This is a genomic window from Enterobacter sp. Bisph1 (assembly GCF_000814905.1).
Classification (GTDB): Bacteria; Pseudomonadota; Gammaproteobacteria; order Enterobacterales; family Enterobacteriaceae; genus Kosakonia.
On sequence record NZ_JXAG01000048.1, the window covers coordinates 109996 to 134456 of the forward strand.

Here is a 24461-nt window from a genome sequence, read left to right on the forward strand (position 1 = left end):
CCTGAGGTAAAGCGGGCTCGACCTACAGGAAAAGTTAACTAATTTTTCATGGTTGAAAAGAACATGTATTATAGAATCAACAAGTGATAAAAATATGCACATTCCATTATTTAAATGGCATTGATAAATAGGATGACTATATGGAGAAAGATAACTACAGAGATGAACTAATCCAAGCATATAAGTCTAAATCACTCTTTGAAAAAATTACCCAGATATATTTAGCCGAAATTAGATCAAGCTCTAAAATTCTACCAACTCTACTTGCGGAGATACATAATGAAAAATTATTGGATTTAAATAAATTTTTTCAAATCCTAGATACTGAAAGCAATAAACGAGATCTTTATATTTTATTCAATACTTATTCATTAGCATTACCGATGATGTCATGCTCAATAGAAGATGTATTAATAACAATAGAACAACTAAATAAGAAAAACAAATCTTCCATTGACATTCACGATGGCATTTACAACTTTTGTAAACACGATTTGCTCTATGCTCAACAAGGGCTCTATTATATTAAGGAAAACCCTGAGAATTTAACATCGTACATCTCATCGGTCATTTCCTCAGCAAATAGTCATGATCCGACATGGTGTCTTTCTCAGACACAAAGCTTGATAAGCAGTAGCGATCACTCTATTAGGTCTCAAGCTTATTGGACAATAGGCAGGCTACAGTTAACAAATGAATGTGATATTATTTTAGCCAAATCGTTACTTAACGCCTCAAGTGATAACGAAGATAACAATATTGCTAATATAAACTTACTCAGAGCGCTCATTAATTTTGGGAAAAATCATAGCCAATGTTGGCATGATATAAAGAATAGCATTTCACATATTTTACACAAAAATGATGATGACATCTTAACTAGCGCAGCACAACAATGTCTTTGGGAATTTCAAAAAATCCCTAACGATATTTTCCATTTATTACTTGATGCCGTTAAAAAAAACCCACTAAAATCTGAAGCATTAAATAGTATCGACTTACTATTTATTGATTTAATTAAAAATAATCAACACGATTTAGCAATAGCTTTGTTGGAAGATATTTTAGCAAAAAATAACAATATCGGAATTACAAGCTTTGACTCCTTTAATCATTACCTCATTAAAGAAAACAATACTCTTTTTTGTAAGTTGGTAACTAAATGGTTGTTATCAGGAAAAAACCAGTTGTGCCGAAGCGTATTAGATTTATTTAATAATATTCATGATGAAATACTTGAATCTCATGTTGATAAAGAATTATGTGCCGATCTATCTGAAAATATCAAACTTTACCTTTCAAGAAAAATTATTGGCTGGTTGATTACCAAACCAACGGATGTATTTACACTTATATCATCTGTTTACGTAATCTCGTCGCATCAACTACAAAACAAACTTGAGGATCTTTTATTCGACCCACTGTTTATTAATTACCCACGTGATTTAGGGAAATATTTAGAAATTAGAAAAGAAAAAGAGGGTGATAATTCTTTGATTGCCTTGATCCATAATCTAGAAATTAGAATGAAAAACTATGTAAATGGATATGAGCAAGTTTACTCTATAAAAGAATTAAAAACCCCTGATAACAATCGACATCTATACTGGAAAATGTCAGATAGACTAATGCAGAAGGCAAAAAATAATGGTCCTAAATCGATATTTGAAGATATGTTTAATATTAAACACCTTCTTTATGGGAATAGCTCAATTTACTATATGCATAGCTCAACCAATGAAAAACCGCAAAGGACAGAAACCCCTATGCACACTTTCTCTTATTCATCAGAAATACCTAACATGGATATAATTGATCCATTTAACTTTAATTATCGCTTGCTTAGATTCAGGATTGAAAGGATCGAAGATGAAATTAATAATTAAACAATATCTTTCTTCGCTAAAAGAACGCAGTGAGCTTGACATTATACTACCAAGTTTATTGAGCCATATGGGACTTAATGTCTTTGCCAGGCCTATACGTGGCACTAATGAATATGGTGTTGATATTGCTGCCGTTGGTAAAATTAATCAGGATAAAGAATGCGTTTATTTATTCTCTGTGAAATCAGGGAATTTAACACGATCTACTTGGCACAGTGGTACAACTGATCAAACTCTGCGCCCCTCATTAGAAAGTATTTTAGATTCGTACATTCCACACCGTCTCCCCCCTGAACATAGAAACAAACCTGTCGTAATCTGTTTATGCTTCGGTGGTGATATCCAAACAAATGTTAGGCAAGAAGTAACTGGATTTACCAATAAGTATACTACCAATAATATTTCTTTTGAAGAATGGAATGGCGATAAATTATCAGATCTTATTATAGAACATCTCTTAAATGAGGATTTATTACCTAAAAATTGGCAATCATTACTAAGAAAATCAATAGCATTGCTTGATGAACCTTATTCATCTCATCAAAATTTCAGGCAGTTAGTTTTAGAAATATCTAGAACTATCGGAGAAAATGATAAATCACAAGTAACTCTTATTAATACGATAAATATTTGTTTATGGATTTTATATTCCTGGTGCAGAGATGAAGATAATATTGAATCAGCATATTTATCTGCCGAATCAGCAATACTCTATGTTTGGGACGTGCTCAAAAAAAACTTTACTTTAAAGCAAAAAACCTCTTTCGATGAATTAATTTCGACATATCAAAAAATAACAGAAGAGTATGTACAAAAATGCATACTACCATTTTGCAAAAATCTGCATGCTATATCTAGAGGCATCAATACCCAATGTTCTATTGATATAAACTTAAAGCTCTTCGACATTCTTGGTAGAGTTGCTATGCATGGCGAATGGTTACTCTATAGATTACAGAAATCGCACATTGCTTTTCCTCCTTCTGAAGGTGAAAATCAAGAGCAACTTGAGATTAGAAGTCAAATCGAAAGGATTTCAAAAACAATTCAAGAACTTGTTTCTAACAATCCTTTGTTGTTATCACCCTTCAAAGATGATCAAGCTATAGATATAAGTCTTGCAGCACACGTTTTATTACAGAACTCAAATAATGAAATTTTCCTACAAGGCTGGATAAAAAACCTGGCTGACAGAATAATGTTTTCATATAAAGCCAATATACCATCTATCTATATGCACGCTACTACGCTGACAAATTACGATGAAATTTTAGAATATAAGAATGACGATAACCATAAATTATTGCGAGAGAAATATACTCAAGGAAGCATCCTATATCCTACATTAATGATGCTTGCAGAAATACTCATAAAACCAAAATTCAAAGAAGACATAGTTGAGTTTTGCAATGAAAATCTTAAACATTGCACTTTACAATTCTGGTTTCCGAATCACACCTCAGAAAACTATTATTATAATAATAATGAAATACATGGTTCCTCCTTTTCAGAGATTACGGAAACACAGTATTTTTCCCTCCAAAGCATCTTAATGGAATGTAAAAGTAGTTCAATTGATAAGTTATCTGCAATAAAACATGGATATGCCCCACTGTTACTTTTAGCCTCCAGACATTATCGCTACCCTGTTCCACTTCATTTCTTTACAACTATTATTGAAGATACTCTGGATAACAATAAATTGTAACATTCTAATCTTCATTTTTTTAAGCCGTACAATTGTCATAAGTTGGCGGTTTTTAACACTCAAACTATAACTTTAATATGATAGGATTAAATTAATAATGATAGAGCTATTCCGAACTGAATGATAAGGAGAGTTTATGATTCACGAGTCAAGTTATTGGAAGAATGATCTTTTAAAACGGGCTAACCGATTAGCGCTGAGATTGATTCAAACCAGATGGGGAGAAAAGAATTTTTATACTATAGAAAAAGAAATATTTATTTGTTTTTATTCCATCCGCGAATTAATATAATCCCAAAAAGTATCTGACTCCATAAAACAAAAAAATATGTACTTAAAGAATTTCTCTATAATAGAAATCATGGCTCTATTATAGATCCTTATAAGTTAACAGATTATTCTTTCAATAAAGTAAACACATCAAAAAACAGCATAGCATCATTATGCAATCAATTTATCCACAGTTATCACTTCGTTCCATTTATTCCTAACGGTAAAAAATTTTATTGGTGTATTCTTCAACTCTGACTATAAACGGGCAACAGGTCTATATTTTATAACTTTGTTTGATATTGTAGACATTTTTAGATGTGTAGGTAAAAATCATCCATCATCTATGCATGTTATGCGCACTCAAAATGGAAAAATCATCACAGAAATAGAATGAATGAGTTAATATGAATGATATTTATCATATCTAAGTTGAATAGGTGTACTATAGCCTGAAAAGTAAAAATTAACAGGCTATATTTCAACAAGAAAGGTGATAACTGATGATTTAATGATCGCAAATTTCTTTCAGATACTTAATGATCGGTACTTTATGAATATCGACATGCCCTAAATTTGGCTTTAAAATTTGCTTCCAGTATAGATTTGCGTTATAAGGTTTACTCTTGTCACTTGTTTGAACAAAACGCAACTCTTCAGGGACACAATCATTTTGATGTGCAGGCTCGAATGTTGTCGAATGAACTCTTAATATACCAACAAAATTTTTATTTTTAGACTTATCTAGTTGATATTGTTCAGAAATTGTTTTTTGAATCCCTTTATCAAAAAAAGGACATCCATCAACGTCATGACTAATAATAGTAGCTTGATCAGTATCAAATATGGCATGGTATTTAATATTAAATTTAGAAAATATTTTCTGATAAAAAGGAATATTATTTACTGTGCCACAGTTCATTATAAATATATTTTTATTAATTTGTTGTTCCTGTAAATAGGCTCTTGAGATAATTTCCTCTGTAGGCCCTTCGATAAGTACTACCTCATCAGCATAAAATGATTCGCACATAAATGGATTGAACCTAAGAACCTCATACATTTCTTGTTTGAGCTCTTCATCTGTTTTTATATCTTTTGCTTCTTTTAAAAAAGAATCGTTTATTTGGAATATTTTAGTCCCGTTACTGGTTTTAACAAGTCTAATTATTGAAGATTTTGGTTTCGATATGTCGATCATTGTTGGTGAATGGGAAGCACATAGCACCTGATAAGGTAAATCTTCAGTACTTACTTGATAAATTAGCTCCCTTAACTCCTTAACCATTTTTGGATAAAGGAAAAGCTCTGGCTCCTCAAAAAGAACCATATAATCTTTCCTACCAGCCCTCCTTTCGAATTTTTCAGCTACATCTTTCATTAACAATAAAGTGAAAATAGCCGTGCGAATTGTTCCATGCCCTACACTATTGTGTGAACAAGGAATTTCATCATCTCTTTCTCCATCAATTGTAGTCTTGACAAACTCTATATCAAATTCTTTCCCAAGTTTGTTTTCTGTCCAAGCTAATCGTTCTTTTATATCTTTAAATGCTACACGAGTATCATCAAATATTTTCTTAAAATAATTATTTACTGAATCTTGATAAGATGCAATAGTTTCTGTGTTATACATTTTATCTTGAAGTTCTTTTATTTTAGCCCTAGCATCTTCTAATTCCTGAAGTTCAGCAACTTTCAAAGTACTTTCGGCCATGGTTTTTAATATTTCATTTAATGTCTTCTTAGCTTCCTCTTCTGTAGGCATTGCTTTAATAAATATGGGTTTTGGCATACACGACTGAAAGACCCTATGCAACCCTATAGAGGCATACCCAATTTCTTCATAAGAATTTTTTTCATAATCGAATGTGTAATTTTTGACTTTTACTTTTCCCTTTTCAAGGAACCATATTTTCTTTATTCTTATATTATTATTAACTGCATATTTTTTATAACTTTCCTTTTGTTTAGGTGCGTTCGTTTCTATCCTATCTCGATCTAGTGCATCGAGCTCAACCTCTAACTCAAATTCTATACTATTTTGTAAGTTTTTCCTGTAAAAATCATCTTTAGAAGGTTCCTCATCATTATAAAAAAATTCGTATGCTTTGAGAAAACTTGATTTCCCTGCATTGTTCTGGCCATATATAAACAGCGTATTTGTGTCCTTGAATATTATTTTGTTTATATCAAGGCCTCCAGATATTCCACGAAAATTATTAACTGAAAAGAAGGTTATTTTCATCTTAATGCCTTGTGTTAGTAAAAACACAACAATAGCAATTAATAGAATTTGTTAAATGTCCTATTTTCAAATAGTTGCGCAAGGTCAAACTCACACAAGATAATTTATATGTAATTCGGGTGTTATCAATTGCGCGTGGCTTTTCTCAACCATTTTGCGTTATATTGGTCACTTTGCGGCAAAACCGCAACCGGAATTGGCGTTCCGAATTATCACGAGTGTCGGTAGCGATGTTTGCAGAGCTACTGGCGCGGCCTGTGCTCGCCCCTTCAATGGTGGCTCAGGCAGGGGCTTCGAAAGAAGCGCCGGGTCGTGATAACCGGTACGCCAACCCTGTCTGGGTCATCACCAGTGAGCCTGGCGTCTCCGGTGATGGCGTTAACCTGCTTATCACGAAGCGGAGCGTTGTGTATGTACCCCGTCCTGCTATCCCCGTCACATTTGCCTCCGCCGGAGGTATCTATGAAAATTACGATAGAACAACCCTCAGCCCGAGAATTAGTTGATCGCTCCCGGGTTCTTGTACATGTTATGGTTGATAATCCTGATGAAATCGGCCCGAACTATGTGCTATTGCTCGTTCTGGCTGAACAGTTGCAGCAACTACGCGATATCTTTGAAGAGGATGAAGTCCGGAGGTTGAGGGACTAAAAATTACCTCGGTAATTACCTACCTCTTACAGCATCAGGGAAGATGCTGTCCTTGCCTCGAGCCCCCAAATTATCCCCCACTTTCTTTTCCCTGGCTGACGTCCCCATTTTCTGGGACAAAAAAGCAGGAAAAACACAACTGGTGAGGCATTGGGTGAAATCCCCCACTTTTCCCGGCTAAATACGAAAATAGTGGGGGACAACGTGACTTTCCGGCATATTTCCCCACTGTTCAGGTATCCCCCCATTATTCCCCCACATCAGCCAGTCGGATCTCTTCATCATCGAGAACAATCAATTGTTCGCGCAGCAGCTTTTCAAGCCAGCGGGAAAATTTCTTGTCCATGTTCATACCTCTGGCACGCAGGTCGTCGCGCAGCAGTGCCCGCCTAAAGGACTGGTTCCGACTGATACGCCGATTTATACATTTCCAGAGAGCGGCATGGTTATGCGTCATATAGGGCACACCGTGTGATACCGGAATCCAGCCGCGCCTGAATATTACTCTCGATATGCGATGATTTTAGATGCTGGAGATCCTTAATCTGGATATTCAACCTGTGCAGATGCTGGCTTAAACGTCCGGCAATGCGGATACGGTCATGGATGGTTTTAAAACTGCCGCCAGCCAGCAGGGCGAGTTTTTCTATGCGTTGCGTAAGTCTCGGCATAGCACTTCTCCACTCAGTCCTCCGGCGCGCGGTCTGGTCACAGCGTGCTGTGTCGAAAGATACCGGTGCGCCGGAAGATGCGCGGATGAGGTATGACGGGGTACGGTGATGCACGAATGCAGCCGCCTGCCAGAGCAGGTAAATCCCCACAGGCACGATTGCCTGTCCTCCGGTATCGGTTCGGTAAAGCTGTTTACTCCTCTGTTTTTGGGTTGAAATTCTGACAGCCGTTTTAGGTGTCAGTCGGATTGTTGCTGTAATTTTGCAGACAGGTACTGGGCTGGAGCGGCGTTGCGCACTGGCGTCACTTTCACCCGCTTACGCGTATTAAAGTGACGCCGCGTTTACCTCTCCGGCAGGAATCCGGACGCAAAGCCTTCGCCATTGCCGTCCTGATTTCCTGCCTGCCCTCTGTCTGGTCTTTGTGCCTACAACAGCTCAACGATAAAAAGATGTGGTCATCTGTATCAAAAACAGACAGTCAGTTTCAGACCACGCTACTTCCGTATTGACCTGCGGGATTGATCGCCATCAGCGCTTCTTTCAGATCACTGCTCATCCTGGAACGGGAAGCTTTTGGGCGCAGCATCGCTGCCATGTGTTGCAAACAGGCTAGATCAGGAGAAAAGAAAAAGATGCAGGAAACTGTATTTGGGATTTGAAGAATTTATTTGCTAATAAAATCATTGAATAACAGAGGTGTGATTATAGTACCATTTACATAATCGGCAGGAATGTTTGTTGATGCTTGGATATCACCAAGATAAGAAACCGACGGCTGGAGAAGGATGAAAAGACCTTCGGATCAAGCAACCATCAAGCAAATTGCAGAACGGGAAAGACTCTATCTTTTTGTTTTCAATAATGAAAATATAAATCACGCTTACAACTAAGAGCCAGAATCAAGCAACCATCAAGCAAATCCCCAACTACGCCCAGAATGGGATGTAGCGCATTGCCTTGGTTCCTACTGATGAATCGTATTGTTTGATACGACCTTCTTTCATTGCTTCCTTGATGATACGGCTAATCATTGCGCTGTTTTTTTCATCAACACCAAATCTTTCCCGCAGCGTGGTGTTATTCATCGGAACCTTTTCAAGGTACTTCAATACACAATGAAGGTAAGTCGCCCTGACTTTTTCCTCATTATCCATATCCTTAAAATCGCGATGAGCAAACAAAGTGACTTTCGTATGCTCCTGATAAACTTCAAACTGAGGGGCTGGAAGCTGATAAATCTCAGTTTCAATAACAACTTTATCGATACCGCTTCCTCGTTCTTCACAGATCCCCATCCTGCGCATGAGAGAGGCTATTCTTTCATTACGGCTACGCGGGGGAGAATCAAGAAGGCGATCAATCGCCACTAAGGGTATGCCAGGATTCGAAATTTCCATGCGATCGGCGAACAACTCAAGCATTGGCCCCGTCCCGCCAATGTTGAAATCCTGGTGAATCAGCGAGTTGGCAACAACTTCCCGTATAGACAGCTCCGGATACATTCTTACTTCGCTGCGAAAAGCCTTCCCAATCACCTCATTTGATGGCAAAAGGTTATTTATATAATCAATCAAGCCTTCAAAACCGACGGCATAACCTTTATGGCCTTGTAATTCCTTTACCGTTTTAAAACGATTATTTGCATCGTACTGGATTAAACGAATGGCTTTGCGGGACAAATTTTTAAAGGCATCTAATTCTCGTGCAAAAAGTATTGCACCAAGATTGGAAATATCCCAGGACCCTGCATCATTTCTCTCAACAACAAAATCCTTTGCGAGGTAATCCATTATATAATCTTTGTTTTCTGGTAACGGTTGAGATAAGAGCGAGAAGAACGATGGGTAGTCGATTAACTGCAACACCTCATCTATAGAGCACTTGTCCCGTGCTACGCGGTATTCCCAGGGTTTCCGATCAAAGACACGCCAGAGGGCACGCTCTTTTTCTGGATGTTTACCCAGCGGTTTTTTATAAGAGCCAATACGAATAAATTCTGTTCCCGAAAAACGCACAGGGGTATGGCAATTTGCATTTATCTCCAGAATGACAACAGCATCGTTCTCAGGTGTCGAAAATTCATGAAATGTAAAATCAATCTTTGGTTCCAGGCCCTGCAACAGCCAGCTTTCCAGCTCCTGCTGTTTATGCTTAGCGAGAGAGGGTTTGAAATCCGTACCGATTATAGAATGAGTCTCATCATCAACACCCCACACCATATAGGCTGTTGGCTTTCCAAGCAAAGCAGCCGAATTTGCCAGTGCCGAGATATACTCTCCGAGTTCTTCTGGTTTTATTGCATTATGCTTAAATTCTGCCCACTCAGTCTCTTTCGGCAATGAAATCAGCTCTTTCAGCAACGAACGCAAATCTATTTCCTCTTTATAAACAGACATTTAAGCAACGAACAATAGTTATACCAGGTTACAAGGATATGGCTTTAGACTGCCCATGGCAATGTTCCACATCACATCGCCTGATTCTGAGGACAGCCAATGAAAAGTAATCTCAATGAACGCCTTGGCCCCCTGCTAGCATATCCTGACATTCAAGGATGCTGCTGATATTGCGGCTAAAGGTAGCGTGTATCGGAATGTGAATATAAACCCAGAACAATTAAAACAAAATTATTTATTATCATAATATTAGGTCATTGACGGTACTCCTGTGATCTTCCGCCAATTTGCTTCTGTTCTCATTCGTGAAACTGTAAAAAGCCTTTATTTCCCCAGGAAAAATCAAAATTATTCATCCGTAATAGTCCGACACATTCACTGCATTCCATTAAAATATGTGCTGCGATGCGTATACATTTATAAATTCCACGATTAAAACCACAACTTTACCGCCAGTATCATAAGTTTTATTTGGCAAACTATCGTGCGTTCACCCTCTATGGCGGAAGAGCGCACGTCCAGTAAAGCAAAAAAGAGCATACCGGCAGGCATATACATATAAGACCAATTACCAAACATAGCCGCAGCAAAGGTAAACAAGAAAATCGCAACGATATAATACCGGGTCATGATAATTGACTTTCTCGCCTCTTCCTTTATCAGTGCTGGAAGCGTCATTCCAACGGTCAGATTAGGATGATAAGTTGCTTTTAATTGCCCATACTGCCGCTTAAATCCTAAAAGCTCTTGTTTACTAAAACCGGCATTTGCAACCTTCACTTTATAAGTTAACACTGACTGCTCCTGTAACGTATTAATATCAAAATATTTCAACGTATTAATAAGAAGATCCATCACCGATTTATGTCATATTTTTCTGGATAAATGATAATCTTTAACACGCTACTTTTACCTATTTTATAATTATCATTGCAAGCTCTGATCATAAACATCAATCCTACTGTAATTAGTATCCCCCCGATAATAGACCCAAGCGACTCCTTACTAAAATGGTACTTATCCAGACCGACAGTGTTATTTTTAAGTGACTGTTTTTCTTTAATACAATTTTATTGTCAGCCTGAAAAGTATAGGTCAGTAAAACATCAACCTTACCCAATTCATTTGGAGTCTTGGGAAATAGCCAACAATCTTCGGCAAAAAACGCATTACAACTTTAAAAAGATATAACTCAGGCCTTGGGTTCAATCCCCCTCACTCGTAAAGCCTCCCTCGCCAGCTCTTTTAGCCAGCTGGCGAGGCTTACGCCTTCCTGTGCTGCAACAGCATCCAGTTGTTCTTTCAACGCAGGATCGATGCGCATTTTGAACTGTGGTGACTGACCACCACCTTTTGGTTTTTTTTCGCGCGATATGGTTGACATGGGGCCACCTATTTAATTATCCTTGCCATATAGGAGGCCACCTAAATAACAAGCTTCCTGGCGTAAGTAACACTCCGAAAGTGCAGGAACACAACCGGAGCGTCTAACCATCCCCCAACTATCAAGGAGTTGATAATGGCTAATCCGCATTCTACCTCAGACTTCACCATTGCCGGAACCGAGCACAACGTAATTGTGCGTTATCGCCCGAATCAGGGCGATGCCAGCACGCCGAGCATTACCCTTTCCGGCAAGTGGCTGCGCGATGCCGGGTTTGATACCGGGCAACATATTCTGGTGAAAGTGATGAACGGCTGCATTGTGCTGGTGAAATACAGTGATAAAGAGGAGTGGCTGGCGGCTGCGCTGGATAAAACCCGTAAGCAGCTGAGGGAAGTAAAAGCGGTAATGAAAAATGCCTATCTGCAATCAAAACCAGACTGAAAAGCAGCCCTGTCTGAATGATTGGGCTAATGAAATGCAGCATGTGTCTTAGTTACGTTACCAATCTAAAATATAGTGCGCAACGACATCATCTTTTTACGCTTAAAATCCACAGCGTTATTTCGAATTCAATAACGCTGTAGGAATGCAGCCATTATTCACAAGATGCAGTAAGTTTGTCGTTCTTATCGTAAGCAACAGAGCATTTTTTTGCTGTTGCCGGAACAATCAACTCAACGGTCTGTTTCGTGTTCTTATAGCGGCAAATAAAATAGAGCGATGTTTTATGCTCTTTGGCCTCGTCCTGGTAATCAGGCAATGTCCATACCGTTTCACGGTCATCATCCGGCATCAGGTCAACCAAATCTTTTGGTGGCCCGACAAATAAACTGGCATCGTTTAAGGTGTGACTTTTATCTTGCGAAGCCGGATATTGCGGGCAAACTGTCGCGCTTGCCTGCGCCGCGCCATTGGATAACAGCAACCCTGCACTGAGTAACAGCGTCTTACTCCACGACATAGTAATTATCTCCGTTGTTTTCCACGCGGGGTGCTTTATGAAAAGTTATAGTGCGCTGGCTAACAAAATGCGGCCCCGTCTCGCGGACACCAGAAGAAAGTGTACGGTGTTGCATCCACTGATCCAGGACTTGTATTCCCGACGCATCTTGCCCTAAATAAATAGCGGCATGGGAACGGCCGTCAGTATGATTGCCATAACGGCCATCTGCATCGAAAGTGGCGATCGCCGTACCGGGCGCAATCGTCATATTACCCTTCACCAATGCACCCCGTTTCCATGCAACCGTCCGCGGCATATTTGCCGCTTTTTGTGTATACGCCACACATTGACCATTACCCACAGACTGACCGACATACGCTAAAGGTGTTTTTGCGATATATGCCATCACATTAATCCCATGAGGTTGAGTGTTGTCATTCTGCTCCAAATGTAAAGTTATGCAAATGGATGGTGACAAGGGATTTTAAATTAAGACAATTCCTGGACGCTAATTATATGTATTTTTTCAGTCGCTTATGTAAAAAAAGGACGAAAAAATGCTGCTGAAGACTAACTACCACAGGTTATTTCTGCAGTTTTAAATAAGTTGTGTTTATTCCCCCACCCAACCCTCCAGCGCTAACGCTGCAAAACGTCATGCGTTTTTTACCTGCATGCAGTAACACCTGCGTTCCTTTGCGGCATTCCGCCATTTGCATCATCAGGGTGATCGCAAAGAAAGCGCTCTCGTCACTCACTTTACCGAGCCAGTGCGGAAGGTAATGTTGGGTTAACTCCGCGTTTAGCGCTAGCGTCTGTAAACAGGCCGTGCGTTGAATCATAAAAGGCGCTGCCAGCGGCAGCGATCCGGCGTTCAACCACAGATCTGAGGCCTGTTGCGCCAACGGCTGATAACGGAGAAATTGCCGGAGATCGGCTGATGCATCACCCTCTGTCGTCACCTGCGGGCGATGCAGGCAGCAGCGCACCGGCAAGGGCGATGTATGCTGCATAGGCCCAAGCAGCCAGGCCGCCGCTCCCTGAGTTGTTTCACCGGCGTCATCCCAGTCGGTAAATATCACCAGCCGCGCGGCTCTGTTTTCTACGTCGTGTGTCCAGTTGAACAGCCGGGTCAAAATATCGCTGTTGTCCGGCTCTATAAGCGTGATATCCGTCAGCGGCAGGCCAAGTTCTTCTAAAACATGATGAAAATCCCGCTCGCAGAAGGAGTAAGGAAGCGATACCGCCAGCGAATGATGTTCTAACAGCACGCGCAGGCCGGAATGCAGCGGAAGCAGCAGCTCGCGTAATAAGGTTATCGCGCCGGGATAAGGGCCGGGAGAGAACGCCTCTTCGCTGGCAACCTGCTTAACCGTAAGCGACACGGGCGGGATCTCTGCTGGCAATATGGCGCTGTAATCCAGCACCGGCAGGCTTTCTTGTCCCCAGCGCTGCCACTCTTTTTGCCATAAACGATTATAGTCGCGCACCGCTTGCGCCGCTTTACGCTCAACGCCATAACGATACCTCACCCAACCGACTATCAGCGCGCAGACCAGCGTCCATGCAAGGAGAGCACTGAAAGCATAAAGCAGGATGTGCGCGTCTTTGCGCCAAACCCAGGCTGCGGCGCTAACAAAAAGTATCAGCACGCTAACCAGGGTGAAGAGTCGTCCCCAGAAATCCCAGCTCGGCGGTTTAACATCAGGAACAGCGTGAGGTTGGGGTATGTTCCAGCGCATCGGTTATCCTTACCCGCTAAAAGTGGCACCGGCAGGGCAACTCAACACCTGCCAATGCCCTGTCACGCTTCAGCGCGTTGTTATTTACCACCTCCATTACCAGCACTAGGCTGTCCTGTAATAGCGCGTGAATAAGGTTATCTTGCGGGTTGGGGTTAATACGCAGCGGAACTAGCATGAAAGAATATCCTTTTCTCTACATGGGGAAGCGAGACGGTAATTTAAGCTTCGAGGGTCGTCATCGCGGTGAGTGTTACAAATTGTAAAATTAAATGAGAAAAATAACAGAGGGCGCATTCGCAAAGGAACGAGACAGACAAGAAGAAAACTCTGAAAATGTTAAAAACGAAAATTTGCCAAAAAAACTGATAATTAAGGCGTAAAATAACCGCTCCGATATTCCGATAGACGACCACCGATGAAGCGCTTCCCTGTTATTCTCTCCACCGTTTTTATTTTCAATTCCGCCTTTGCCGCCGCGCCTTTACCGAAAGACGTAACGGATTTTCGCACCCTTGCCGAACAGTGCGAGCATTTTGCCAGTGAGCAAGATAGCGATCTGGATGCACAGCAACAGAAAGAGCTGGACGCCAGCCTGCAAGCCACCTGCGGTAAAGCGGTTGAACGCCTAAAAACGCTGCGGGTAAAGTACAAAAACGATGCGGCAATGATGAACGTTATTAATGCTTATGATTTTTGACGTTGTGCTGAAAAACGCAAAAACGGGGAGTTAGTTCCCCGTTCTGTGATCTTTTCGCGTTGGAGGTCCAGCGCTTTGCTTGTTTGCCGCCAACCCGTTTCCACCGCTGGAAATGACATTGGGCATAAACGGCGTTGCAAAAAAGGGCAGGCTGGTTAATTGGATAACAGCAGGTGTTTCTCTGCGCGTCGCGTGGGTTTTCGCCACGTTTGCTTGGTAAAAAGCGGCAATTCAACCGGTTTCGTCGCTTGTGCATCCGCCGCTTTGATCATTTTTAATTCATTTGTGCCGATACCTGGCAAAAAGATCGCTCCCGGCATGACTTTACCTTTTAAACTACAAAAGCAATGGTTCCAGTTGTTATAGATATGCATAAGATCTGCCATACTGTTTAAGCCCAGCTTGCGCAAGATGGCATTTTTGTAATTACTGACGATTTTTTTATCGAGACCCAATACTTCGGCGATGGTGTCGCTTGACTGGTAATCGAGAAAGCGCAGCATGATTTTGTACTCCGTGGTGCTAAAGTGCACCTCACGAAAAGAGTACATCTCTTCATTACCCTTGAGAAAAGTTAATATTTTCCGTAACTCATGACGCAGTAATGACACAGAAGAATTTTTATCAATCGTAATAAACCTTGTACAAATAAAGGAATTAAACCCTCTATCGTCGCTAAGGATATATAACAGGGAATTCATACTAAAAAATAAAATCTTGCCATCACCCCGATCAAACGCAACGAGTGTATGCGTCGCATGCGGGTTAATGGCTTTAAGAAGCTTATCCATGCCCATGACAAAATAAGTATCCTGAGAGATGATATACATATCCAACCTCCAGACGATGTTTTTGCCAGTGAAACTAGCGGCGCTCAACGTTGATACCTGGTATTGTTTTATATAATTAAGTAATAAAAATGCATTAATCGTAATAAGTATGTAATAAACGCAGTGACTATTTGTCGTTTACGCTTCGATTAACCAGCACGTAGCCGTTATTGCCCGTCGCATAAGCCCATGAATTCAACAGTACGCATAAAGCCAGAAGGGAGTATGTCATCGCAGGAAAGATAAATCTTTCTAAACAATCACCTAAAAGCATTATTTTATACAATAAAAATTTCAGACGGTAGACACAAGCGCAAGGTAAGCGGGAAAAAAACAACAAATCAAAGGATTATTTTCAGATCACCTTCGGACAAGCAAAGAGTATTAAAAAAATTAGCTACGCGATCTGGTTAACGCAAGGCAGTTAATATTAGTTTAGGAATTTTCATAAAAATGAGTGTCCGCCAGCAAAAAATGCTTGCCATATGAGGGTTTAAAACAGCAAAAACATCAGTAAAATATAATATATCTTTTTTTAGAGAAAATATTTATCGCAAAAAAGGTCAACACGCTTTACGCATAAATTAGCGCGCTAATGACTTTTTACCATGTCGATAGGGATGCCGCTAACGGTAATAAATCTCCGGATAAACCACGGCCTAAAGTTAAATTAACGCACGCAAGTAAAAGGTGCCCGTCTGGAGAGTTTGCAGCAACGATAAATCAGGCATACATTCAAAAGCCTTATAGCGCTTTTTAAGACGTTCTTTTTCGAAAAGCGTAACGTTGTTGATGGTTCGTGTCGCCGTTGCTGTGATGCGCAGGAGGTGCTGCTAGTGGCGATTCACATTCCCTTATTTCGCAATGGCTTACTGCTTATTGCCCTCTCGCTGCTTTTTGTCGTGGTGCTGGAGGTTATCCATCTGCCTGCGGCATTACTGCTCGGCCCGATGTTTGCGGGCATTATTCTGGCTATCTTTAACCGTCCGGTTACCATCAGTAGACAGAGCTTTGGCGCGGCGCAAGCGGTGGTCGGCGCGATGATTGCCCATGCGATCCCACCTTCGGTATTTGGTCGTATCGCCGCCGACTGGCCCTTGTTTATCAGCTGTATTTTCTCGGTGATTTTTGCCAGCGCTATTCTTGGCTGGATCATGGCGAAATTACAGGTTTTCCCCGGTTCAACCGCCATTTGGGGCTCATCCCCCGGCGCGGCGGCGGCCATGACGATTATGGCTGAGAGCTTCGGTGCCGACGTGCGGCTAGTGGCGTTTATGCAGTATCTGCGGGTAATGATTGTCGCGCTGGTCGCGGTGCTGGTGACCCGCATGTGGATGGGGACGGCGAGCCCGGATCGCGCAGTGGCCGCTTTTACCCTGTTCGGTCCGCTTCACTGGCTGCCGTTTGCCGCAACGTTGCTGGTTATTGCGGCAGGTTATCTGCTTGCCCGCTGGGTCAAAATCCCGTCCGGGCCGATGTTGATAACCTTAGTACTGGGGACCCTCGTTGAAGATACCGGTTTGCTGACTCTGGAGCTGCCACCGTGGCTGCTGGCGCTCTCCTACGCGATTATTGGCTGGAGCATTGGCCTGCGCTTCACGCGGGAAATTGTCCTCTACGCCGCACGGGCGCTACCGCGCGTGTTGCTGTCGGTGCTGACGCTGGTTGCCGTATGCTGCGGGTTTGCCTTTTTGCTGGTGCAGTTCGCCGGTATTGATCCGCTGACGGCGTATCTCGCCACCAGCCCCGGTGGGGCGGATACGGTGGCGATTATCGCCTCGTCGAGCCACGTCGATATCTCGTTTGTGATGGCCATGCAGACCGGGCGCTTTATCCTGGTGCTGATCACCGGCCCGGCCATTTCACGCTTTGTGGCAAAACGGCTGGAAACGTAACGCCATTTTACTCACACCGCAGGCGTAGCTGCTCCACCACTTCTGCCACCTGACGCCGGGCTTCTCCGGTAAGCGTCTGTAACGGCGCAGGCAAACACGATGCGCCAGCGATACCGAGCAGTTCTGCCGCCGTGGCAATAACGCGCAGGCTGCCGCCGTAGCACGTAAAGAGCTGCCAAAGGGGCTGCAGCGCAGCGGATTGCGCACGCGCCTGCGGGAAATCCCCGGCCTGTGCCGCACGGGAAATAGCCAGCGCCGCTTGCGGAAACAGCCCGCCCAGCACCGAATACCAGATACTGCATCCGGCACTTAATCCTTCCACCGCGCTGGCATCACCGCTGATGCCCAGCGTCACCGTCTGCGGCAGGTGCGCACGTAATCGGTCGGCTCGCTGTGCGGCATCAGCGGGCGGAATTTTGATCGAGCCAATGTTGGGTAACTGCGCAATACGCAGCAGCAGTTCGTCGCTAAAGGAGAAGTGCGTCGTGTTCGGGTTATCGTACACACAGAGCGGCACGGAGAGTTCACGGGTGACGACAGCAAAGAGGTTAAAGACCTCTTCATCCGTTAAATGATGATAGGAGACCGGTGCCAGTAACACCGCGCTGACGCCCGCTTTCTGCGCATCTTCCGCCAGCCCCAGCACGTCGCGCGTACGCAGTGCGCCAATGCCGGCAATCACCGGCACCGCGCCGGAAAACTCCGTGGCCAGACGCAGCGTATTAGCGCGCTCGGTACGGTTGAAATAGGGGTAACAGCCTGTTGAACCCAACGCGCCGATCGAATCGACCCCGGCAACGCGCAGCCGCTCAATTAAGTGAATATACGCCCCTTCGTCGAGCCGTTCATCGCGCAGCGGCGAGAGCGGAAAAGCGCACAATCCTGTGAAATCCATGCTTCTCTCCTTTAGAGTTCCAACCCGAGCAGAGTTTTATCTATCCCACAACCTGACATCATACGTTGCAAACCAGCCATCGGTTCATCGCCTGCCTCACATAATGCGTCCAGCGGCATTTCCGGCAGACTCTCGAGGATAAACCACATCTGGCTGTCGCCAGCGCATAAGCGGGTGCGCACGCCTTGTCGCCAGTTCCAGCGGCGGCACGTAACGCCGATATCGTCGCGCCAGATAACCTCCCCTGGCACAAACCGATACCCCGCACCACTACGCCAATGAGAACGCCCAGCCGGTGGTATTCACCATGACCGTCAGTGAACGTCATACCTGAAAAGAGATTATGACGCCATGATGAATGAATGGCGTTATCTTTCCCGCCTGCAAGCTACGCTTTAATAGGTGTTTAAAGACTGGAGAAGAGCATGAAAATTATCCGCAGCGCATCGATTCCCTCCACGCAAGGTTCCGCAGATTATTTCACCGGTCGTGTACGTATCGACGCGCCGTTTAAAGCCGACGAACCCGCGCGCGTGAGCGGCGCAACGGTCACCTTCGAGCCCGGCGCGCGTACCGCATGGCACACCCATCCGCTGGGCCAGACGTTGATTATTACCCACGGCAAAGGGTGGATTCAGTGCGCAGGCGAAGCCATTCAGGAGATGAACCAGGGCGATATTGTCTGGATCCCAGAAAATATCAAGCACTGGCACGGCGCGACCGCCGACACAGCGATGACTCATATCGCCATTGCCGAATCCGTAAACGGTAGCCCGGTAACCTGGCTTGAGCAGGTCACCGATGAGCAATATCGCGGTAAATAGGCTGGAGCAGTCAGCCTGCTATCTCGGCCCCGTACCGTGCGCGTAGCGCGTGTGCAGATCCTGCTCAAACTCTTCGCGCAGCGACGCCGGGGAAAGGATGCCAATATCTGGTAACCAGTAGCGCAGCCAGCGAAACAGCGCGTGCGGATCGGTAATAGCGGTGGCAAGGGTTAAGCTGCCGTCATTATGCTGCTCAACGATACGCTGCGCAGGGAACAGCGCCCGCCGGGTGACGTATTCAGCGGCATGCGCCGAGACGCGCAGCAACGCTTCAATGCGTGAACCAAAACGGATCCCGCCGCTACTTTCCAGCTCCGCCAGCACCTCCGCGCGCGGGCTAAAACTCACCGCGGTGCGGGTTAAGTTTTCTATCCGCGCCACTTCAAAGGCTTTTAGCTGCCCTTTTTCGACCGCCGCCAGATACCACAGCCCGTACTGATTAATCAGCCGATAGGGCTCTGCGCAGCGGGATTTATCGCGATAGCGGTATTCCACCCGGCATTTATTGCAAATGGCTTGATTGAGTTGGTTAAGCAGATTTTCAATTTGCCGGTTTTCCCGGCTGCTGGGCGTATGAAAGGTGATATTGCTGCGCTGCTGTAAGCTGTTACGCAAAGATTGACCATCCTGGCGCGGAAAGAGGTGCGCGACGCCGGTAAAATCGGCGAACTCTGCCAAATGACCGTTATGCAAGGCGGGAAGAAGGTGAATGCTGAGTTTATAACGTCCCGGCGATACCTGATCGAGAATATGCCCAAGCCTCGCCAGATCGCGATAAGCCGTCCGTTCCGTGATGCCGAACTTTTCACACAGCCATGCTTTATCAATGATCTTACCCTGATAAAGCGCCGCGAAAATCTCGCACAGCCGCTCAATCAACGGGTCATGTTTTTTATCGTGACTGTCCATCATCGTTGCTTGTTCCGTAATACAACGTCTCAGAAGAGGGTTACGGTGCACGGCCTGACCTGCGCGCCACGGCCCTGCTTTACAGGTAAAACTTTGTTTTTTCATAGTGGTTAACGGCAGCGGGACAAAAAACTAAAATGAAATTTCCGCCTGAAGGGTAACAATCGCACCCTGCCATGATTTCGCTCAGAGAAAGGTAAATGATTGGCCTGCCAGGGGAGGCTAACGAACGTTTTTTTACCCGTTAGCCGTGGGCGAGCGTCAAAACGGCATCAACAGCGTGAATGTCAGCGCAGCAGCCCAAAAGGGAAAACAGCCCGGTAGCCGAACGCCACCGGGCAGGAAGGTTATGCGCCCGCTTTATTCAGCAGGCTGACCTCATCGGCGGTAAGGTTTAACGATACCGCCGTGGTGAAGCTGTCGATCTGAGCAAGTTTGGTGGCGCTGGCAATCGGTGCGGTCACGCCCGGCTGCTGCATCAGCCACGCGAGGGCCACTTCGGCAGGTTTAACCTGGTGCTGTGCGGCCACTTTATCCAGCGCGTCAAGAATGGCGAAACCGCGCGGTGTGAGATATTTCGCGATGCCCTGCCCGCGCTGGCTTTGGTGCAGATCGTTTTCGCTGCGGTATTTACCCGACAAGAAACCCGACGCCAGGCTGTAATAAGTCACCACACCGATATTTTCGCGGATTGTCAGCTCCTGTAACGCCCCTTCAAAGCTTTCGCGGTCATACAGGTTATATTCCGGCTGCAATACCTGATAGCGCGGCAGGCCCTGCGCATCCGCGATCGCTAACGATTCCGTTAGCTGCTGCGCATTGAGGTTCGATGCGCCCACGGCGCGGATTTTACCAGCTTTGAGCAATGTCTCATACGCGCCGAGGGTTTCGTCATATCCCGTTTCGCTGTCCGGCCAGTGGGAAAAGTAGAGATCGATATAGTCCGTTTGCAGACGTCGCAGCGACGCTTCCACCGCCTGGGTTATCCAGCGTGCGGAAAGGCCTTTTTTACCCGGTTCGCCCATATCGGCACCCACCTTGGTAAAGAGGGTAATTTTGTCGCGCGCGCCGGGATGCGCCGCCAGCCAGTTACCGATAATGGTTTCCGATTCGCCACCCTTGTTGCCCGGCGCCCAACGCGAGTAAACATCGGCGGTATCAATGGCGGTAAAACCGCGCTCTAACAGGGCATCCAGCACGCTGAAGCTCTGTTTTTCATCGACCGTCCAGCCAAAAACGTTGCCGCCAAAAACCAGCGGTGGGATCTGTAACCCGGTGGTACCCAGTGAACGTAACGCCATATGCTTCTCCCTCTGTGAGATAACGTAGCTTCAATCCTGGCGCGCTGTGGCACAGATCTTTTGGTCATCCGTGCGGTTTAAACGCCGGGTGCGTTTGCAACAGCGCGGTAATGGGCTGCAGATGCGCGCGCAGCTCGCTATGCAGATGGCGCACGGCCGGGGAAAATTGTTTGCGGTGGGGGCAGATGAGATTGAGGGGCGTTGCCTCGCCGGGATGCTGCGGCAGCAACACTTCCAGCCGGCCTTCAAGCACATCGGCGCTGATATCGATCCATGACTTATAAATAATCCCTAAGCCCTCCAGCGCCCAGCGGCGCGCCACATCGGCGTTATCGCACAGCATACGGCTTTTTACGATCAGTTGCCGCCGCATGCCATTTTCTGGAAAACTCCATTTGTCATACACCTGGCTGTTCATGGTAAAGAGCAGGCAGTGATGATTCACTATCTCATCCAGGGTTTGCGGGCGGCCATACTGCGCCAGGTAGGCAGGCGAGGCTGCCAGCACGCGCCGGTTATCCTCCGCCAGCGGCAGAGCGACATAGCTGTTGTTGTCGAGCACGCCGTAGCGAATAGCAATGTCCACCGGATCGCGAAATACATCGCTGATATGATCGGAAAGGGACAGGCGCAGCGACACTTTCGGGTGCTGCTCGCAAAAACGGGTGATCAGCGGTAATAAGATGTTGCGCCCGATATCGGAAGGCATCGCCACGCGCAATTCCCCCTGAATCTCTTTATCGCCGCTATGCAGGCTTTCGGCTCCCGCCGCGACTACCGCCAGCATCTCCTGGGCGAAGGGGAGATATTTTTCCCCCTCGGCGGTCAGGCGTAGGCTGCGGGTAGAGCGTGCAAACAGGCGCTTATCGAGATCGCGCTCCAGCCGGTGCACAGCGGCGCTTACCTGCCCCGGCAGTAAACCGGCTTCACGCGCGGCGTTTGAAAAACTTCCTAATAGCGCTGAGCGAACAAACAGCGTGACATCTTCCAGCCGAATCATGACTTCTCCGCAGCAAATAAGGCGAGTGGCGATACTGTTGTGCCAGAAAACGCCCGCCGGGCAAACCTGATTTTCACTCGATAAGTGAAAGTGCTGCCTTTTTTCATCGATTTATCTTGTACTGCTTTGCGTTTATTCTCCTCCCACACTACGGGACGGTACGTCCCAAATTTTCCTTTCATGCGCCAGGAGAACCACGATGACACTTGATGATGCCGTAATTGCCCGCCATACCGTGAAAGCGTTTGAACCCGGTAAAACGCTACCGGATGAGCAGATCGAGACGCTGCTGAATCTGCTGCAAAACAGCCCCTCTTCCGTGAACTCACAGCCGTGGCATTTTGTTGTCGCCTCCACGCCGGAAGGCCGCGCGGCGATGGCAAAAGGCGCGACCGCCGAGTTTGTTTATAACGAGGCGAAAATCGTTAACGCATCCCACGTAATTGCCCTGTGTATGCGCCGCGATCTCGACGAACAGCATCTGCAAAATGTGCTGGCGCAAGAGCAACAAGATGGTCGTTTTAAAGCGGAAGGCGCGCAGGCGGGCCAGGATAAAGGCCGCCGTTCTTACGTGGATATGCACCGTTATGAACTGCGCGATGTTCCGCAGTGGATGGAAAAACAGGTCTACCTGGCTCTTGGCGGTCTGCTGCTGGGCGCAGCGATGCTCGGCATTGACGCCACGCCGATGGAAGGCTTCGATTCGCGCGAGCTGGATCGCGCCCTTGGCCTGCGTGAAAAAGGGTTCACCAGCGTGGTACTGGTCTCTCTTGGCTATCGCGCAGCCACGGATTTCAACGCCGATCTGCCAAAATCGCGCCTGCCTCGCGACGAGATTTTCACCTTTATTTAATGAAAAAAGGCTGCCTCTCAGAAACGGGAGGCAGCCTCGTTATTGCATTATCTGTTAAATCGTTGCCTGTTTCGCATTCATTCCAGGAATGAGGATCACTTTGCGGCAATCTTCCGCGTGCTTATCGAAGATCTCATATCCGCGGGCAGCATCTTCCAGCGGCAGATGGTGCGTAACAATCTCTTCAGGTTTTAAATGGCCCGATTCAATCAGCGGTAACAGATCCGGCAGGAACGCATGCACATGGGTCTGGCCCATTTTAAAGGTCAGCCCTTTATCAAAGGCGTCACCAAACATAAAGGCGTGAATAAACCCGGCGTAAACACCCGGTACGCTGACAATCCCGCCCCGACGCGTGGCCGCTATCGCCTGTCGCAGCACTTTCCCGCTGCTGCCTTCAAGTTTCAATGTGCTGAGAACCGTTTCGGTGGTGCTGCCTTTGGCTTCAAAACCCACGGCATCAATAACCGCGTCCACGCCGCGGTGACCGGCGGTATTTTCGATAATCCAGGCGGCGGGATCGTCATTGTTATCGAAGTTAATCGGCACCACGCCATAGCGATCCCGGGCGAAGGCCAGCCGATAATCGCTGTCATCAATCATAAAGATCTGCTCTGCCCCTTCCAGACGCGCGCAGGCTGCCGTCAACAAGCCGACCGGCCCGGCACCGTAAATCGCCACGCTTGAGCCGGGCTTCACTTCGGCGTTTTTCACTGCCTGCCAGGCGGTGGGTAAGATATCTGAGAGAAACAGGACTTTTTCATCCGTCAGCGTATCCGGCACTTTGAACGGCCCGGTGTTAGCTTTTGGCACGCGAACATATTCCGCCTGGCCGCCGGGAATACCGCCGTACAAATCGCTGTAGCCGAACAGCGCCGCCGGCGGCGTAATCCCTTTGCGGTTTAGCGCCGCGCCTTTGCCGCTGTTGGTGCTTTCACAGGCGGAGTATTGATGCAGTTTGCAAAAGAAACATTCGCCACAGGCAATCACAAACGGGATCACCACCCGGTCGCCTTTGCTAACGGCATGTACGCCCGATCCGGTTTCCACCACTTCGCCCATAAATTCATGACCGAAAATATCGCCGTGGTTAGTGCCGGGTATTTTTCCGTGATAGAGATGAAGATCGGAACCGCATATTGCCGTTGCGGTCACGCGAAGAATAATATCGTCTGAAGATTCGATAACCGGATCGGGGCGGTTATCGACGCTGACTTTATGTGCGCCGTGATAAGTAAGTGCTCTCATATATCCTGTTCCTTAATATTCAGACAGAAGGGATAAGCATAGAACAGGCCGGACCAGGGAAATAAAATTAGCCACAATTCTTAAACTTAGCGAAGCGGCTA

At 45.7% G+C, this 24461-nt stretch carries 23 protein-coding genes and 1 pseudogene; 9 read left to right on the plus strand and 15 right to left on the minus strand.

Annotation, left to right across the window (positions count from 1 at the left end; genetic code table 11):
- Positions 1-140: 140 nt before the first annotated feature.
- The gene (locus RW65_RS16955; RefSeq protein ID WP_039057969.1) at positions 141-1886 is read left to right on the plus strand and encodes a hypothetical protein; all 1746 of its coding nucleotides are present in this window, start codon (positions 141-143) and stop codon (positions 1884-1886) included.
- Entirely contained in the window at positions 1870-3594 is a 1725-nt protein-coding gene (locus RW65_RS16960; protein ID WP_039057970.1) for a hypothetical protein, read from the plus strand. The genes RW65_RS16955 and RW65_RS16960 overlap by 17 nt, the downstream gene beginning before the upstream one ends.
- Before the next feature lie 778 nt (positions 3595-4372).
- Here RW65_RS16960 and RW65_RS16965 read toward each other — a convergent pair.
- Entirely contained in the window at positions 4373-6112 is a 1740-nt protein-coding gene (locus RW65_RS16965) for an ATP-dependent nuclease (protein ID WP_039057971.1), read from the minus strand.
- 272 nt (positions 6113-6384) lie between these two features.
- Here RW65_RS16965 and RW65_RS23395 point away from each other — a divergent pair, with 272 nt between their 5' ends.
- Positions 6385-6618, plus strand: a complete 234-nt coding sequence (locus RW65_RS23395; protein ID WP_502685564.1) for an ash family protein — start codon at positions 6385-6387, stop codon at positions 6616-6618.
- Entirely contained in the window at positions 6575-6763 is a 189-nt protein-coding gene (locus RW65_RS16970) for a hypothetical protein (RefSeq protein ID WP_039057972.1), read from the plus strand. Before RW65_RS23395 ends, RW65_RS16970 begins: the two co-directional genes overlap by 44 nt.
- Before the next feature lie 446 nt (positions 6764-7209).
- On the opposite strand, the gene RW65_RS16975 is transcribed toward RW65_RS16970, so the two are convergent.
- From RW65_RS16975 to RW65_RS16990, 4 genes are all read right to left on the minus strand, one after another.
- The gene (locus RW65_RS16975; protein ID WP_039057973.1) at positions 7210-7434 is read right to left on the minus strand and encodes a phage integrase N-terminal domain-containing protein; all 225 of its coding nucleotides are present in this window, start codon (positions 7432-7434) and stop codon (positions 7210-7212) included.
- A gap of 929 nt (positions 7435-8363) precedes the next feature.
- On the minus strand, positions 8364-9806 hold the full coding sequence (locus RW65_RS16980) for an ATP-binding protein (protein WP_231564403.1): 1443 nt from the start codon (positions 9804-9806) through the stop codon (positions 8364-8366).
- Between the two features lie 459 nt (positions 9807-10265).
- Entirely contained in the window at positions 10266-10628 is a 363-nt protein-coding gene (locus tag RW65_RS16985; RefSeq protein ID WP_156124020.1) for a hypothetical protein, read from the minus strand.
- 397 nt (positions 10629-11025) lie between these two features.
- Positions 11026-11217, minus strand: a complete 192-nt coding sequence (locus tag RW65_RS16990; protein ID WP_039057977.1) for a toxin-antitoxin system HicB family antitoxin — start codon at positions 11215-11217, stop codon at positions 11026-11028.
- Positions 11218-11352: 135 nt separating this feature from the next.
- Here RW65_RS16990 and RW65_RS16995 point away from each other — a divergent pair, with 135 nt between their 5' ends.
- Positions 11353-11661, plus strand: a complete 309-nt coding sequence (locus RW65_RS16995; protein WP_039057978.1) for a SymE family type I addiction module toxin — start codon at positions 11353-11355, stop codon at positions 11659-11661.
- A 154-nt stretch (positions 11662-11815) separates the two neighbouring features.
- Here RW65_RS16995 and RW65_RS17000 read toward each other — a convergent pair whose 3' ends face one another.
- The 3 genes from RW65_RS17000 to RW65_RS17010 all read right to left on the minus strand — a co-directional run bounded on the left by RW65_RS17000 (position 11816) and on the right by RW65_RS17010 (position 13905).
- Positions 11816-12181 carry an STY0301 family protein gene (locus RW65_RS17000; protein WP_039057979.1) on the minus strand — a complete coding sequence of 122 codons (366 nt, stop codon included), beginning with the start codon at positions 12179-12181 and terminating at the stop codon, positions 11816-11818.
- Positions 12168-12569 (minus strand): BPSL0067 family protein, encoded by a 402-nt coding sequence (locus tag RW65_RS17005; RefSeq protein ID WP_039057980.1) that lies wholly within the window; start codon positions 12567-12569, stop codon positions 12168-12170. Before RW65_RS17005 ends, RW65_RS17000 begins: the two co-directional genes overlap by 14 nt.
- 178 nt (positions 12570-12747) lie before the next feature.
- Positions 12748-13905: a KPHS_23130 family T6SS system protein gene (locus tag RW65_RS17010; RefSeq protein ID WP_052250337.1), complete on the minus strand. Its 1158-nt coding sequence runs from the start codon at positions 13903-13905 to the stop codon at positions 12748-12750.
- 418 nt (positions 13906-14323) lie between these two features.
- On the opposite strand from RW65_RS17010, the gene RW65_RS17015 reads away from it, so the two are divergent.
- Positions 14324-14605 carry a hypothetical protein gene (locus RW65_RS17015; RefSeq protein WP_039057982.1) on the plus strand — a complete coding sequence of 94 codons (282 nt, stop codon included), beginning with the start codon at positions 14324-14326 and terminating at the stop codon, positions 14603-14605.
- A gap of 155 nt (positions 14606-14760) precedes the next feature.
- Here RW65_RS17015 and RW65_RS17020 read toward each other — a convergent pair whose 3' ends face one another.
- Complete coding sequence (locus RW65_RS17020) at positions 14761-15435, minus strand: helix-turn-helix transcriptional regulator (protein ID WP_039057983.1); 675 nt, start codon at positions 15433-15435, stop codon at positions 14761-14763.
- Between the two features lie 836 nt (positions 15436-16271).
- Between RW65_RS17020 and RW65_RS17025 the strand changes: the two genes are divergently transcribed.
- Positions 16272-17330, plus strand: a complete 1059-nt coding sequence (locus RW65_RS17025) for an AbrB family transcriptional regulator (RefSeq protein WP_039057984.1) — start codon at positions 16272-16274, stop codon at positions 17328-17330.
- A gap of 7 nt (positions 17331-17337) precedes the next feature.
- Here RW65_RS17025 and RW65_RS17030 read toward each other — a convergent pair whose 3' ends face one another.
- Together RW65_RS17030 and RW65_RS22195 are read right to left on the minus strand one after the other, a co-directional pair.
- Complete coding sequence (locus RW65_RS17030; RefSeq protein WP_039057985.1) at positions 17338-18225, minus strand: dihydrodipicolinate synthase family protein; 888 nt, start codon at positions 18223-18225, stop codon at positions 17338-17340.
- An 11-nt stretch (positions 18226-18236) separates the two neighbouring features.
- Positions 18237-18473: pseudogene (locus tag RW65_RS22195) on the minus strand (hypothetical protein); the annotation flags it as partial.
- A 177-nt stretch (positions 18474-18650) separates the two neighbouring features.
- On the opposite strand from RW65_RS22195, the gene RW65_RS17035 reads away from it, so the two are divergent.
- Complete coding sequence (locus RW65_RS17035) at positions 18651-19049, plus strand: (R)-mandelonitrile lyase (protein ID WP_039057986.1); 399 nt, start codon at positions 18651-18653, stop codon at positions 19047-19049.
- A gap of 18 nt (positions 19050-19067) precedes the next feature.
- Here the strand turns inward: RW65_RS17035 and RW65_RS17040 are convergent, their stop codons facing one another.
- The 3 genes from RW65_RS17040 to RW65_RS17050 form a co-directional block, all read right to left on the minus strand.
- Positions 19068-19961, minus strand: a complete 894-nt coding sequence (locus tag RW65_RS17040; protein ID WP_039057987.1) for a WYL domain-containing protein — start codon at positions 19959-19961, stop codon at positions 19068-19070.
- A 344-nt stretch (positions 19962-20305) separates the two neighbouring features.
- The gene (locus RW65_RS17045) at positions 20306-21259 is read right to left on the minus strand and encodes an aldo/keto reductase (RefSeq protein WP_039057988.1); all 954 of its coding nucleotides are present in this window, start codon (positions 21257-21259) and stop codon (positions 20306-20308) included.
- 64 nt (positions 21260-21323) lie between these two features.
- Positions 21324-22259 (minus strand): LysR family transcriptional regulator, encoded by a 936-nt coding sequence (locus tag RW65_RS17050; RefSeq protein ID WP_039057989.1) that lies wholly within the window; start codon positions 22257-22259, stop codon positions 21324-21326.
- A 199-nt stretch (positions 22260-22458) separates the two neighbouring features.
- On the opposite strand from RW65_RS17050, the gene nfsB reads away from it, so the two are divergent.
- The gene (gene nfsB / locus RW65_RS17055) at positions 22459-23112 is read left to right on the plus strand and encodes an oxygen-insensitive NAD(P)H nitroreductase (protein WP_039057991.1); all 654 of its coding nucleotides are present in this window, start codon (positions 22459-22461) and stop codon (positions 23110-23112) included.
- A 54-nt stretch (positions 23113-23166) separates the two neighbouring features.
- Here the strand turns inward: nfsB and RW65_RS17060 are convergent, their stop codons facing one another.
- Positions 23167-24360 carry a zinc-dependent alcohol dehydrogenase gene (locus tag RW65_RS17060; protein WP_039057992.1) on the minus strand — a complete coding sequence of 398 codons (1194 nt, stop codon included), beginning with the start codon at positions 24358-24360 and terminating at the stop codon, positions 23167-23169.
- Positions 24361-24461: the final 101 nt, after the last annotated feature.

Coding starts and splice junctions, on each gene's coding strand:
- RW65_RS17000 (WP_039057979.1), bottom strand. CDS start 12,181: ATGTCGTGGAGTAAGACGCTGTTACTCAGTGCAGGGTTGCTGTTATCC.
- RW65_RS16960 (WP_039057970.1), top strand. CDS start 1,870: ATGAAATTAATAATTAAACAATATCTTTCTTCGCTAAAAGAACGCAGT.
- RW65_RS17010 (WP_052250337.1), bottom strand. CDS start 13,905: ATGCGCTGGAACATACCCCAACCTCACGCTGTTCCTGATGTTAAACCG.
- RW65_RS16970 (WP_039057972.1), top strand. CDS start 6,575: ATGAAAATTACGATAGAACAACCCTCAGCCCGAGAATTAGTTGATCGC.
- RW65_RS16975 (WP_039057973.1), bottom strand. CDS start 7,434: ATGCCGAGACTTACGCAACGCATAGAAAAACTCGCCCTGCTGGCTGGC.
- RW65_RS17005 (WP_039057980.1), bottom strand. CDS start 12,569: ATGGCATATATCGCAAAAACACCTTTAGCGTATGTCGGTCAGTCTGTG.
- RW65_RS17050 (WP_039057989.1), bottom strand. CDS start 22,259: ATGATTCGGCTGGAAGATGTCACGCTGTTTGTTCGCTCAGCGCTATTA.
- RW65_RS17020 (WP_039057983.1), bottom strand. CDS start 15,435: ATGTATATCATCTCTCAGGATACTTATTTTGTCATGGGCATGGATAAG.
- RW65_RS17015 (WP_039057982.1), top strand. CDS start 14,324: ATGAAGCGCTTCCCTGTTATTCTCTCCACCGTTTTTATTTTCAATTCC.
- RW65_RS16955 (WP_039057969.1), top strand. CDS start 141: ATGGAGAAAGATAACTACAGAGATGAACTAATCCAAGCATATAAGTCT.
- RW65_RS23395 (WP_502685564.1), top strand. CDS start 6,385: ATGGTGGCTCAGGCAGGGGCTTCGAAAGAAGCGCCGGGTCGTGATAAC.
- RW65_RS17060 (WP_039057992.1), bottom strand. CDS start 24,360: ATGAGAGCACTTACTTATCACGGCGCACATAAAGTCAGCGTCGATAAC.
- RW65_RS17045 (WP_039057988.1), bottom strand. CDS start 21,259: ATGGCGTTACGTTCACTGGGTACCACCGGGTTACAGATCCCACCGCTG.
- RW65_RS16990 (WP_039057977.1), bottom strand. CDS start 11,217: ATGTCAACCATATCGCGCGAAAAAAAACCAAAAGGTGGTGGTCAGTCA.
- RW65_RS16995 (WP_039057978.1), top strand. CDS start 11,353: ATGGCTAATCCGCATTCTACCTCAGACTTCACCATTGCCGGAACCGAG.
- RW65_RS17035 (WP_039057986.1), top strand. CDS start 18,651: ATGAAAATTATCCGCAGCGCATCGATTCCCTCCACGCAAGGTTCCGCA.
- RW65_RS16965 (WP_039057971.1), bottom strand. CDS start 6,112: ATGAAAATAACCTTCTTTTCAGTTAATAATTTTCGTGGAATATCTGGA.
- RW65_RS17030 (WP_039057985.1), bottom strand. CDS start 18,225: ATGGATTTCACAGGATTGTGCGCTTTTCCGCTCTCGCCGCTGCGCGAT.
- RW65_RS17040 (WP_039057987.1), bottom strand. CDS start 19,961: ATGATGGACAGTCACGATAAAAAACATGACCCGTTGATTGAGCGGCTG.
- nfsB (WP_039057991.1), top strand. CDS start 22,459: ATGACACTTGATGATGCCGTAATTGCCCGCCATACCGTGAAAGCGTTT.